Raw genomic sequence first — 13,131 nt, forward strand, 5'->3', positions numbered from 1 at the left:
CTGCCTTTCCTACCCATGTCTTTGTTACGGGGATAGCGATTTTTTCTACGTTGGTATTGGTAATCGTATAACCATTCTTTTGAGAACCTGTTATCTTATTTTCATAGCCATTTGGAATGTCCTCTTTAATAGTATATTTGATTTCTGTGCCATCTGAGTTGAATTTACGTAGGTTACCAAAAGTATGCTGCCAATGATTAGCCTTATTTAAAGTAGCACTCTTTCCGGTATCGACATTGTCTGCGATTAAATGTACAGTAACAGAATCTTGTTTCTTTCCAACCCATTTTTTATTGACAGATACAGAGGTTTTGACCGGTTCGTTTTTAATGGTTTGGATAGTTGCCTTTTCAGATGAAACAGTAACGGTATATTCTGTACTATCTGACTCATATCCCGGAGGAGCTACAATTTCTTGAAGCTTATAGTCTCCTGGTATCAATCTTTCTGAAATAGCTTCACCATTTGAATCTGTTGTTATATCAAATGTTTTTCCATCAGAAATTCTTGTAATTTTAAACCTCGCACCTGCAAGCTTTATTTCAGTATTTTCAGCATCTACCTTAATAATTTTAATTTTACCAAGTAAATCACCCTGCCCGTTTCCACCAGAAGATGCATTTTGATAGGTTGAAGTGGTTGTAAAATTATCTGTCTTTGATTTTATATTAGCTTTATTGCCTAATTTGACTCCGGGAACATATGTAGAACGATATCTGAGTCGATACTGCTTACCATTAACATCTCCGAGATTATATGTGAAAGAAGTTTTATCTCTATTAAATTTTATTTTATCACTAATATCCGTTGTCGATAAAGTCCTAATAGTGTCACCATATTCATTATATTCAACTTCCTCTAATTTAAACGTTCCAGGAATATAATGCATTCCTTGAAGGTTGTCATCGTAAGTGTAGAGACTATCCTTAATAACTACATTTGGATAGGTTCCTTTTTTGTGATTGATTCGTAAATTCCACAAAGCCTCAGTTTCACTATCTGTACTCTCTGACCATTTCCCCAAAATTTCATTATTTGGCTTAGTAGGACCTGTAATAGAAGGAACCGTTATTCGACTAACCTTGCCATTTACTGTAATATCAAAAACATTCTGACCTCCATAGGTTATTTTTTCTCCATAGAAAGTTGCAGCAAGCCACATTGTTCCTTTAATGTTAGATCTACTTTCAACGTAATTTGTAAAAGTAACTCTTAATTTCCCTCCTCCGTTTTTATTTGGAGTCACTACTGCTTTCGCAAGGACAGAGCCATCTGGTGCTGATATATCAAAATGAGTAGCAGCCGAATTAGTTGGAAACTTCATCTTATCTGGTAATTTTACATCAAAGTAATCTCCTTCACGTAAATTATTCTGATACATACTGGCATCCCAATTCATTTTTAATTTAAATTCTTCCCACCAGGCATAGGTATTTCCAGTAGTACCATCTTTATGTTCAATGGAGAAATCAGTTATTTTAATCTCCGTTTTCTCTGAATTATTTCCTTGTGCGGATACTGGTATGCTTGTTTGTATTAACATACCAAACAAAATGATTATCGACAAAAATATTGAGAAAATCCCTTTCTTTTTGATTTTCATCATTCTTCCTCCTTAAATTCCATAATTATCTTTGTAGATAATGTTAGCTCTTAATTTACAACGAATTATCAATGAATACACAGTATTACTCATCAACAACACATTGATACGCAAACAAAAACCTACCGCACACATTATACTAAATAATAATGAGAAAAAACCGCCATTATTAATCTATTTTTCTCAAATATAATCACTTTCGCACAATCATTTTGAAAAAATTCTGTGATTTTTATAAAATAACTTAACACCTTTTCTTAATTTATTCCTTCATTTTCAACTCTGGTATTTCTTGTTGACTTGATCATCACTTCATTGTGGTGTCATCTTGATATACTCAAAATTCTCTTTCTTTTCGATAATAAAATGTTAAAAGATTTCTAGCTAAGAAAAAATAAGGATTGAAACTAGATGAAAACCTAAGAAAATAAATTTTTTAAAAGATTTTGAAATCTTCAACGCTTTTTCTCAATGCGATCATTCAAAAACTTTCTGAGTCTGAAATCGACCTATTCCTTAAATCATAACCCCCCGTGAAAACGGGTGGCTTGTACACCGGCTATAAGCCGTTCATCTCCAGCGACGTCTAAAGACGTTCGCTGAACTTCGTTCAGGTTATGCTTTCGTTACTTGACTGATGCCCGTAACAACGGGCTTTATTTTGATCTGAATCCACCATCTGAAAACGGATCTTCATATTTCTTAACACTCAATTTATCGAGCGCTATGTCATTTTTCTCTTGCTCGCGTATATATTTCGCTACAGTTTTCTCATTTAATCCAACTGTACTGACATAATATCCCCTAGCCTAAAACTTACGATTTCCATATTTATACTTTAAATTCGCATGCTTATCAAATATCATCAAAGCACTTTTACTTTTTAAGTAGCCCATGAAATCTGAAATCGCAAGTTTTGGTGGAATAAGCACAAGCATATGGACATGATCTGGCATCAGATGTCCTTCAATAATTTCTACTCCTTTGTACTGACATAGATGACGGAAAATTTCAATTAAATCCTGTCTTATTTTGTAGTAAATGGATTTGCGACGATACTTTGGTGTGAAGACAATGCGATATTTGCATATCCATTTTGTATGTGATAAACTGTAACTGGTTTTAGCCATTTATTTTTCCTCCTTTGTCTAACCTAAACAATTAGATTGTACTAGGAAAAATAAATGGAAGCTACAAGCCTTGTTAGCCACCAGCTTAGCTGGTGGTTTTCTTGTTTTCCTCTTCGAGAAAAACTGCCTCGAAGCCATAAAATAAAATGCACCACTACTGTTCTAATGGTGCTAGTTAGTTATTGCTAAACAAAAAAGTTCACTTGGATTATACTGTCAGTGACAAAATAACAGAGGTAACCCAGATGAACCACTTATATGACAACCCCAACTCCCATCATTTACACTATAGTTTGCCACATTTAAAAGTCATCTGTACTCAATATTATCGCCAGCATACTCCATGTAAGTTATTAGAAATCAGAACTACAAGCGATGCAAAATCAATTATTTCAGTTTTTACTTGATAAAATTTTTTATAAATCATATAATCTAGTTATCATAACTAGATAAAGAGATTTTAATAATGATTTTTCCTACACTACCTACTTGGAAAGAATTGCCTGATCTAGAGTTATATTTAGACCAAGTTCTACTCTACGTTAATCAAGTAACAATGTTTACGGACACACAAGACAATAAAGCATTAACGGCTTCAATGATCAATAATTATGTCAAACATGGCTACGTTTCAAAACCAGTCAAGAAAAAATATCAAAAACAACAACTGGCCCGTTTAATTGCTATTAGTCTTTTTAAAACAGTCTTTCCTATTCAAGAAATTAGTCAAGTCTTGCAAGGACTTCAAACGACTGCTGATTCAGAAAATCTATATAATACTTTTGTTACTTGTTGGAATAACCCGTCTGCCAACATTGACACCATTCCTGACATCATCATCGTTGCATGTCAGACCGTTAAATATTACCATCAAACCATTCATTTATCTCAGGAGAAAATCTCATGAACCAAACCTTCAAACAGAACTTACCGCTGTCTTTTAGTGAGGAAATTGCTAATAGTGTAACACATGCGATTGGTGCCCTTGCTATGCTAGTACTACTGCCTATTTCAGCTATTTATGCTTATTGCACTTATGACTTGACTGCTGCGGTTGGCATTTCAATCTTCGTCATTAGCTTATTTTTGATGTTTTTATCATCCACTATGTACCATTCTATGGCTTATGGATCTATCCATAAATACATCTTACGCATTATTGATCACAGCATGATTTATATTGCCATTGCAGGGAGTTACACACCAGTTGCCTTATCTTTAGTGACTGGCTGGATAGGTTATGTTATTATTATTTTACAATGGGGCATTACTATTTTTGGTATTTTATACAAAATTTTTGCCAAACGGATTAACGAAAAATTTAGTCTTGCCCTTTATATTGTAATGGGGTGGTTAGTCATTTTTATCTTACCCATCATTATCCCTAAGACTAGCCTTATTTTTGGACTCTTAATGCTGTTGGGTGGATTGGCCTACACAGTCGGTGCAGTTTTTTATGCTCAAAAAAAACCTTATTTCCATATGATTTGGCATCTTTTCATATTACTGGCTTCTGCCTTGCAATTTATCGCAATTACTTTCTTTATGCTTTAATGGAATGAGATATGCTTGACAGAAAGTGATATAATAAAAACAGTCCACAGCATTTTAGAGGAGAAACGTAATGAAAACTGTTCGTATTTTTTACAATCCCAATTCTGGAAAAAAAGAAAACCAACTGGCAGAACAAGTAAAAGCTCACTTTATTCAAAACGGTTTTTCCAAAGAAACCGTTGAAATTATCACACCTAAAAATGCTGATCATGCTTTTTCATTGGCTAAGAAAGCCTCCCAAGAAAAAATTGATTTGGTCATTCCGCTAGGTGGTGATGGCACCTTAAATAAAATTATTGGAGGTGTTTTTGAAGGTGGTTCCTATTCTTTAATTGGTCTAGTGCCATCAGGTACCGTTAATAATTTTGCAAAAGCATTACACGCCCCCTTACAAATTACTGAGGCACTGGATACCATTCTGACAGGACAAATCAAAAAAGTTGATATTTGTAAAGCTAATAACAATTATATGATTTCTAGTTTGACTTTGGGGTTGTTAGCTGATATTGCCGCTAATGTCACAGCTGATGAAAAACGACGCTTTGGTCCATTGGCATTTTTAAAGGACAGTATTAGAATACTAAGACGAAATCGCAGTTATTCTATCTCCTTGATTAGCCATAATCATCGGGTTCATCTTAAAACGAAATTTCTTTTAATTACCATGACCAATACCATTGCCGGTTTTCCATCTTTTTCAACCGGAGCTCAAGTTGATGATGGTTATCTTCAAGTCTATACTATGGAAAAGCTCTCTTTCTTTAAATGTTTATGGCATATTAATGATTTTAAACAAGGTGATTTTTCAAAAGCAAAGGGAATTAGCCATTTTCAAACCAATAGTTTAACCTTGTTGCCACAAGCTATCTCTCCGCGCACTCGTATTGACGGAGATAAAAGCGACTATCTTCCTATCCAATTAGATATCATTCCAAAAGCCATTTCAATTATTGTCCCTAAAGAACAATAAAAAGTGCCAAAGGCACTTTTTTATCTTATTTATTATGGTTTGAAGCCGATTTTCTCTACGAGAAAAATCATAACCACCAGTACTAGTGGTTATGACTAGAATAGATATTTCTTTTGAAATAATAACCTTAAATAGTGCAAGAGTAATTGCTAACCCCAGAAACAATCTTAAAAATACCATTGCAGCGCTTCTAAAACATTAACATTTCTTTTCGTCACTTTCTTAAAAGTTACTCCTCTTTGTCTTTTCTTGATAGTCCAAATAAAAGACCTTTAAGGCTATTTTTAGCATCAGTGATGACTTCAGAAATTTTACCTTTTGTTTGTTCAACCTTGCCTTTTGTCTCTAGGTCTTTATCGTCTATAAGGTGACCAACCGTTTCCTTCACTTTTCCTGAAACTTGGTCTAGTTTGGCATCAAATTTTTCTTCTAACATTAATCCCACGTCCTTTCAATGAAGAGTCACAAAACTGCCTTATCTTAAATGATTAATGAATGGTTGTCGAAGTGACCACATCAATCATTTTTGCATTTCAAAGTGACAACACATTTTTTATTTCGTATTGTCATTATATCATCCTAGTGATTTTTCGTCAAAAATTTTGATTTTTTAGAACAATAGTAAGTCTTATTTTAAAGTTACTAGGAAAAGAATAAAAAAATCCAAAACCTATTTAAGACTTTGGATACTCATTTATGTTAATTGATTGAAATCCCAAACACTAGTTACCCAACCTTCATAAAAGTCAGGTTCATGACAAACCATCAAGATAGATCCTTTATAAGCTTTCAAAGCTCGCTTAAGTTCTTCTTTAGCATCGACATCAAGGTGATTGGTTGGTTCATCTAAAATAAGCACATTGTTTTCACGATTCATCAGGAGACAAAAACGAACTTTGGCTTGCTCACCCCCTGATAAGACTTGAATTTGACTTTCAATATGTTTCGAGGTTAGACCACAACGGGCCAAAGCTGCTCGTACTTCGGCTTGGTTCAAAGCAGGAAAAGCATCCCAAACAGCTTCCAAAGGTGTTTGGCGGTTACCACCTGCTACTTCTTGCTCAAAGTAACCCACTTCCAAGAAATCTCCCGTCTCCACTTCTCCGTCCAGAGATTGAGTGATTCCAAGAAGGCTTTTTAGTAAAGTAGATTTTCCGATACCATTAGCGCCGATAATAGCTATTTTTTGATTACGCTCAAAACTAAGATTCAATGGTTCTCTGGTCAACGGACGATCATAACCAATCATAAGATCTTTAGTCTGGAAAATAAATCGACTCGGTGTTCTTGCTTCCTTAAATTCAAAACTTGGCTTTGGTTTTTCTGCCTGAAGCTCAATCAGATCCATCTTATCAAGTTTCTTTTGACGAGACATGGCCATATTACGTGTTGCCACTCTAGCCTTATTACGATTAACAAAGTCTTGCAAGTCAGCAATTTCTTTTTGCTGACGTTCATAAGCTGCTTCCAGTTGTGATTTTTTCATGTCATAAACAGCTTGAAATTGATAGTAGTCACCAGTATAGCGAACCAAATCTTGATTTTCAACATGGTAAACAATGTTAATCACATCATTCAAGAAAGGGATATCATGTGAGATTAAGACAAAGGCATTTTCGTAATTTTGCAAATAACGTTTTAGCCATTCAATATGTTCAGCATCTAGGTAGTTAGTTGGTTCATCCAGTAAGAGAATATCAGGTTTTTCCAACAAAAGCTTAGCTAATAAAATCTTTGTCCGTTGCCCCCCTGATAAGGCTGTAACATCTGATTCCATTCCAAAATCCATGACGCCAAGAGCACGTGCAACTTCGTCAATCTTAGCGTCTAAAGTATAAAAATCGCGACTTTCTAGCCGATCTTGAAGTTCACCAACTTCTTCCATCAAGGCATCAACATTTGCCCCATCGTCTGCCATTGACATATAAATCTCATTGATGCGCTCTTCCGTCTTAAAAAGGTCATCAAAAGCAGTTCGCAACACATCACGAACCGTTTGCCCAGTTTTAAGAACGGTATGTTGGTCTAGGTAACCTGCTGTCACATATTTTGACCATTCTATCTTCCCTTCGTCAGGTTGGAGATGACCGGTCACAATACTCATAAAGGTAGATTTCCCCTCACCGTTTGCTCCCACAAGTCCAATATGTTCTCCTTTTAAAAGACGAAAAGAGACATTTTCAAAAATAGCACGATCTCCAAAACCGTGACTTAATTGTTTAACTTCTAATATACTCATGATTTCTTCCTTAGTTGTCATCAACAAAGCCGTAAAAACGACCTGTCATTTCCATCTAATTATGGCAAAAAGCAAGCCTTTTGTCAATGAAAGCCATGCCATTAACATGCGTTGTACGTACGAAAAACTCAATCATTAACCGTCAAATTCTTCGCTCACACATATCTATGATCAACCTTTATAATTTTTCTAAATTTCAGATGTCTGTTGTAAGAAGAAGTCTTATCAGGTACAATAGAAGTAAACTTAACTGTATGGGGACAATAATGACTAGTAAATATCAAATGATTATTGCAGATTTGGACAAAGCTATTCAGCAACAAGAATTTAAAAAAGGAGATAAACTCCCTTCCATCAGACAATTAAGTCAAAGCTATCAATGCAGTAAAGACACGGTTCAAAGAGCACTCTTAGAATTAAAATACCGTCACTTAATTTATGCTGTTCCCAAAAGTGGTTACTACGTTCTTGGCAAAGTTATTCAGGAAGATTTTTCGCATGATTTAAGTCTTGAGGATTATAATAATTTGGCTTATGAGGATTTTCGACTTTGTTTAAATGAAGCGCTAGTCGCTAGAGATTCCTATCTGTTTCACTATTACCATCAAACTGAAGGTTTGGAAGATTTGCGAAATGCCTTATTACCTTATTTGGCAAGTAATAGTATTTATAGCAACAAAAGTCAGCTTTTAATCACTTCTGGCACGCAACAAGCCCTTTATATTTTATCACAGATGACTTTTCCAACGACTGGTCAAAAGATTTTGATAGAAACGCCTACTTATCACCGTATGGAAGAATTAGTGAAAAAACTAGGGTTAGCTTATCAGACCATTGAGCGAGAATTTGAAGGGCTTAATCTGGTGGAGTTAGAAACTATTTTTCAGACTGGTGATATCAAATTCTTTTATACCATTTCACGTTTTTCAAATCCATTAGGGCTTTCTTATAGTCCAAAAGAAAAAGAAGCAATCGTCCAATTGGCAAAACAGTATCGTATTTATATTTTAGAGGACGATTACCTCGGTGATTTTGTAAACTCCAAAGAACCACCACTTCATTATTATGATACTAATGATCGTGTCATCTATTTAAAATCCTTTTCAATGAGTGTGTTTCCTGCACTTAGGATAGGAACTCTTGTTTTACCAACAGCTTTAAAAACTCATTTTCTCGCTCAAAAATCAATGATTGATTTAGATACCAATTTGCTCATGCAAAAAGCACTCGCCCTGTATTTAGAAAATGGCATGTTTCAAAAAAATCTAAAACATATTAAGCACTTTTTAAAACAGCGCAAAGAAGACTTACGGGATTTCCTAAACCAAGAATTCCCCCAATTAGATTATCGTCTAAGCCCAAATAATATCATTATCAACTGTACTCAAGCCACTCTTTCTCTTCCACAGCACTTTCTAAAGAAAGAGAATTATCTCCTAAAAACCACTAAAGCAAGCTACCTCAATATAACGATTAATCAAGAAACAAAAGCTAATTTATTACAATTACTTAAAAAATAACTGCTTAAAGATCTTATAAAAATAGAATCAGTGCTTAAATGCCTGATTCTATTTTTTTATTTTGTTTGCTCAAAATGTAAATGCACGATAATACTATCACCATAGCCATTTCTTTCAAGATCACGCTGAAGGCGATAAGAAATATAATGTTCGGCAATAGTAATATAACCAGCATCTATCAGTCGATTTTCCACGAGTGACTGAATCATATTGATCGTAGGGCGTTCAACATGCACTTCTTCCAAGTCAATTACAACTTTTTTAGTAACTTGAGCGAGATTTTGTCGCCATGTTTCATCAATAGCATAGACCGTCCTTGCCGCTTTGATAATCGCTTGATAAATTTTATCCGGATCAAATTCTGCTACTTGACCATCACGCTTAATAACTTGCATAAGATCGCCTCTTTTCATTAATTTTCACTTCCACTTACATTATGCAAATGTTTTCATGATTTGTCAAGCCATAGCCATCCAAAAGCACAGTATGATAGCCATAACCAACTTTTGTCACTATTACCAACAATAAGTGTTATTCTGACGAAAAAATAGTTTCTTGACTAGGATAGACCAATCCTCTTTCATGCAAGCTTTCAGCAATCTGAACAGAATTCCAGGCAGCACCTTTTAAAAGATTATCAGCAACCACCCAAAGGTGTATTCCTTTTTCAATATCAAGATCTTTACGAATACGACCAACATAAGTTTCACAACTGCCTACAGCATTAATGGCTTGAGGATAAACTTGGTGGGATACATCATCTTCTAGAACAGCTCCTGGAAAATGCTGAATGGCATCTTTGACAGCTTCAATAGGTGCTGCTATTTTGGTTTCAATATAAACTGATTCCGAATGAGCTGATAGAACTGGAACTCGGACACACGTTGCTGAAATCTTGATGCTGTCATCTGCCATAATTTTTTTTGGTTTCCTTAGTTATTTTCATTTCTTCATAGGTGTAATCATTGTCAGTAAAGAGATCAATTTGAGGCAAAGCATTAAAAGCGATCGGATAGTGTTTTTTATCTCCTGCTGACGGTAAAATACACGCTGTCACTTCTTTTGGCATCTTACCTTGGTGAAGCACCTGCTCGTATTGCGATAAAGTTTCAAAAATAGCAGATTGACCAGCGCCAGAAACAGCTTGATAAGTTGAAACAATAATGCGCTCTATCCCCCACTGATGACGAATAGGTTCAAGAGCAATCATCATTTGGATGGTTAAACAATTAGGACAGGCAATAATCCCTTTATTTGCCACAAGTGCATCAGCATTTACCTCTGGAATGACCAAAGGAACATCTGGATGCTGTCGAAAATGTGAAGTATCATCAACAACAACTGCCCCTGCTTTGACAGCATACGGAACAAAGGTTTCCGAAACACTCCCTCCTGCCCGAGAAAAAAGCAATGTCCACATCAGAAAAAGAAGTCTTTGTTGTCTCCTCAATACTGATGTCTTTCCCTTTGAAGGCTAAGGTTTTACCTACAGAACGTGCTGATGCTAGTAGTCTAAGACTAGAAATAGGGAGACTTGATTTTTCTAGCATGTTAAGCATCTGATGTCCAACAGCACCTGTTGTTCCAACGATTGCTACTGTATAACCCATAAAACACCTCTTTTATCTACCACAATGTACTAGCTACTTGTTGTAATTTTCTAAAAATTATACAAAACCTATTATAGCTTATTTCATTTTAAAAGGAAAGAACAAAAAGAGCTATCTCTAAAATGAGCAAATTCAGTACCATTCAATAAATTGATTGACCTTATTGTCTCAATTCGTCAATGTTAACATTATCCTCGTAACTTAACCTCATCAGAAAAACACCCCAATCGTTAGATTTTGTGTCTCGCTTTTGGAGTGCAACTTAAAATTGGAAAAGGGAAGTTTCGAACGATCTTGAAATAATTTCTAAATTTTAATTTTTAGATATTTCTTCCTTGAATCCAATCATGACAGTTAATAGAAAACCTAGTACAAACGCTAATATAGCAGCAACTATAGCTAATATATAATTATTCATATTCCCACCGCCAATAAAAATTGGTAAGGACAATAATGATGGACTAGCAATAGCATAAGCACGAACTTGGAATAATCCTAAAAAAATACTCCAGTAATTGCAGCAGCTAGACATGAAGCAACCAATGGTCGACGGAATCTAACTAAGTATCCATACAAGGCTGGCTCAGTAACCCTAACCAATGCTGCTATCAACGTTGAAAAACCAACCTGCTTATTATTGTTATTTTTTGATTTTACTCCTACTGCCATTGCAACAGCAAAATTAGCTGTCAAAGCTCTACAAAGCACAAGAGAATGAAAATAGTAATCCAACCCTAAAAAACTCTTTTAAAACAACAAGCCATTTATGTTTATGGCATACTGTTTCAAAAGAGTTCTAATTATTAATTATTTAAGTTATACTTCAACTCTAACAAAACCAAGTGCAACGATTCACAGCATTTGGAAATTATTAATGGAATTGCATGCCACCATCTATTTCAAGGGTATGACCTGTCATGTAATCTGAATCTGGTCCAGCAAGGAAAGATACAGCTGAAGCAACATCTTCTGGTTCTGACAAACGACCAAGCGTTATATTTTGTGTAAATTGTGTCAATGCCCAATCACTATCTTTACCATGAGCAGCTGCAATATCATTGACGGCGCCTAAAAGCATTGGAGTTTTTACTGTACCTGGAGCATAAGCATTAACTGTAATTCCACGATAAGCAAGATCTTTGGCAGCAACTTGAGTCAACCCACGAACGGCGAATTTAGAACCGCTGTAAAGAAAGGCTCCTGCATTACCGACAACTCCACCTTGCGAACTAGCATTAATAATTTTACCGATAATTTCATGCCCATGGCGTTCTTTTTTGGCAAATTGCTCTAAAGCTGCCTGTGTTCCCCAAACAATACTAGCCACGTTGATTTGGAAAATCTTATCAAAATCTTCCTGGCTAATTGTTTCAATTGGTGTCCCAGGACCGATGCCTGCATTATTTACCAAGACATCGAAATGTCCTAATTTCTCGGCAACCTTACGAACAGCTGCCAAAAAATCATCCTGATGAGAAACATCGACCCTAATAGCGTAGGCTTTTCCACCACCTTCTTCAATGTTTTTGACAACTTGTTGAGCCTTATCAAGGTTAAGATCCGCTACTGCTACTGTAAAGCCATCTTTTGCTAATCGTTTAGAAATAGCCTCGCCAATTCCTTGAGCACCACCTGTAACCATTGCCACTTTTACCATATTTAACTCCTTCAATTTATGTTTGTTTTAGATCCCATACATCAATACCTATATTAGGATCAAAGCATTGATGAATAGTCCCTTCAACAGGTGATAATTTGATTTCTGCTGTGTATCTGACTCTGGCTGAGGTTAAATGCCCACCCAAAAAAGCCATTTCTTGCTGATCATTTAGATAGGAGAATAGTGCATGAGCATGTTGAGAAAAATTGTTTTTCCCTTGTACTACATTGCCATTTAAGGAAATCATTTCTAACATCCCCTGTTTTTTGTGATCTAAAAATGACTCTGTTTCTGGCAAATAGGTGGATACAACAACCTGATCACAAGCTCCGATTCCCTGAAAAATGGCAGAAGTGATTCTAGCAAAACGACAGACTTCAATGATACTTGATAAGATTTCATCGCCTTTATCCACTCGAATAAAATAATCTGTCCCTATTTTTTGAAACTCCATTTTCAATACCCCTAAATTATTTTACAAATCCCTTGATTGTCCCCATATAAATAGATCCAAAGCCATCTAAAATATTACGAACAGCTGTGTTTGGACAACCATAAACCGTACAAGCATTGACGTCAACACAAGCCATAAAATCTTTTGCAAAGTTTTCTGTAAAGGTATTTAAGTGTATCAAGGTTGCATCATTATCTGCATAATGCTCAATCACATGCACATTATTTTCAGATATAGACCAGTGGTACGCTAAAGCACCAGGCTCTTTTTCGGCACTAGCCACCATTTTTTCAATCAAGCGAAGTAAGGCTTCTTTTTGTCCTTCTTTAATTGTGACATCGACAAGATACATGATACTGTTTGGCATAAATTTTTCCATTCTTTTCTTTTA

At 35.4% G+C, this 13,131-nt stretch carries 12 protein-coding genes and 2 pseudogenes; 4 read left to right on the top strand and 10 right to left on the bottom strand.

Annotation, left to right across the window (positions count from 1 at the left end):
- Positions 1 to 1,606, bottom strand: a 1,606-nt coding sequence (locus tag H346_RS09660) for an Ig-like domain-containing protein (protein WP_156888846.1), incomplete at its 3' end; no start/stop codon positions are given.
- A gap of 653 nt (positions 1,607 to 2,259) precedes the next feature.
- Positions 2,260 to 2,733 (bottom strand): annotated as a pseudogene (gene tnpA, locus H346_RS09665) (IS200/IS605 family transposase).
- A 466-nt stretch (positions 2,734 to 3,199) separates the two neighbouring features.
- On the opposite strand from tnpA, the gene H346_RS0104240 reads away from it, so the two are divergent.
- The 3 genes from H346_RS0104240 to H346_RS0104250 all read left to right on the top strand — a co-directional run bounded on the left by H346_RS0104240 (position 3,200) and on the right by H346_RS0104250 (position 5,257).
- Positions 3,200 to 3,640 carry a DUF1836 domain-containing protein gene (locus tag H346_RS0104240; protein WP_027969993.1) on the top strand — a complete coding sequence of 147 codons (441 nt, stop codon included), beginning with the start codon at positions 3,200 to 3,202 and terminating at the stop codon, positions 3,638 to 3,640.
- On the top strand, positions 3,637 to 4,287 hold the full coding sequence (gene trhA, locus H346_RS0104245; RefSeq protein WP_027969994.1) for a PAQR family membrane homeostasis protein TrhA: 651 nt from the start codon (positions 3,637 to 3,639) through the stop codon (positions 4,285 to 4,287). The genes H346_RS0104240 and trhA overlap by 4 nt, the downstream gene beginning before the upstream one ends.
- Before the next feature lie 70 nt (positions 4,288 to 4,357).
- The gene (locus H346_RS0104250) at positions 4,358 to 5,257 is read left to right on the top strand and encodes a diacylglycerol/lipid kinase family protein (protein ID WP_027969995.1); all 900 of its coding nucleotides are present in this window, start codon (positions 4,358 to 4,360) and stop codon (positions 5,255 to 5,257) included.
- A 229-nt stretch (positions 5,258 to 5,486) separates the two neighbouring features.
- On the opposite strand, the gene H346_RS0104255 is transcribed toward H346_RS0104250, so the two are convergent.
- Positions 5,487 to 5,693 (bottom strand): CsbD family protein, encoded by a 207-nt coding sequence (locus H346_RS0104255; protein ID WP_027969996.1) that lies wholly within the window; start codon positions 5,691 to 5,693, stop codon positions 5,487 to 5,489.
- Positions 5,694 to 5,951: 258 nt separating this feature from the next.
- The gene (locus tag H346_RS0104260; protein WP_027969997.1) at positions 5,952 to 7,496 is read right to left on the bottom strand and encodes an ABC-F family ATP-binding cassette domain-containing protein; all 1,545 of its coding nucleotides are present in this window, start codon (positions 7,494 to 7,496) and stop codon (positions 5,952 to 5,954) included.
- Positions 7,497 to 7,762: 266 nt separating this feature from the next.
- On the opposite strand from H346_RS0104260, the gene H346_RS0104265 reads away from it, so the two are divergent.
- Positions 7,763 to 9,016 carry an aminotransferase-like domain-containing protein gene (locus H346_RS0104265; RefSeq protein ID WP_027969998.1) on the top strand — a complete coding sequence of 418 codons (1,254 nt, stop codon included), beginning with the start codon at positions 7,763 to 7,765 and terminating at the stop codon, positions 9,014 to 9,016.
- Between the two features lie 56 nt (positions 9,017 to 9,072).
- Here H346_RS0104265 and H346_RS0104270 read toward each other — a convergent pair whose 3' ends face one another.
- The 6 genes and pseudogenes from H346_RS0104270 to H346_RS0104295 form a co-directional block, all read right to left on the bottom strand.
- Positions 9,073 to 9,411 carry an ATP cone domain-containing protein gene (locus H346_RS0104270; RefSeq protein WP_027969999.1) on the bottom strand — a complete coding sequence of 113 codons (339 nt, stop codon included), beginning with the start codon at positions 9,409 to 9,411 and terminating at the stop codon, positions 9,073 to 9,075.
- A gap of 136 nt (positions 9,412 to 9,547) precedes the next feature.
- Positions 9,548 to 10,626, bottom strand: a pseudogene (locus H346_RS09670) (aspartate-semialdehyde dehydrogenase).
- 495 nt (positions 10,627 to 11,121) lie between these two features.
- Positions 11,122 to 11,295, bottom strand: a complete 174-nt coding sequence (locus H346_RS0104280) for a hypothetical protein (protein ID WP_156888848.1) — start codon at positions 11,293 to 11,295, stop codon at positions 11,122 to 11,124.
- A gap of 202 nt (positions 11,296 to 11,497) precedes the next feature.
- Positions 11,498 to 12,283, bottom strand: coding sequence for an acetoin reductase (locus tag H346_RS0104285; protein ID WP_027970001.1), 786 nt, complete (start codon positions 12,281 to 12,283; stop codon positions 11,498 to 11,500).
- A 16-nt stretch (positions 12,284 to 12,299) separates the two neighbouring features.
- Complete coding sequence (locus tag H346_RS0104290) at positions 12,300 to 12,740, bottom strand: PPC domain-containing DNA-binding protein (RefSeq protein ID WP_027970002.1); 441 nt, start codon at positions 12,738 to 12,740, stop codon at positions 12,300 to 12,302.
- Between the two features lie 16 nt (positions 12,741 to 12,756).
- Complete coding sequence (locus H346_RS0104295) at positions 12,757 to 13,119, bottom strand: putative quinol monooxygenase (protein WP_027970003.1); 363 nt, start codon at positions 13,117 to 13,119, stop codon at positions 12,757 to 12,759.
- Positions 13,120 to 13,131 lie beyond the last annotated feature (12 nt).

It is taken from the genome of Streptococcus castoreus DSM 17536 (assembly GCF_000425025.1).
In the GTDB taxonomy this organism is placed as follows: domain Bacteria; phylum Bacillota; class Bacilli; order Lactobacillales; family Streptococcaceae; genus Streptococcus; species Streptococcus castoreus.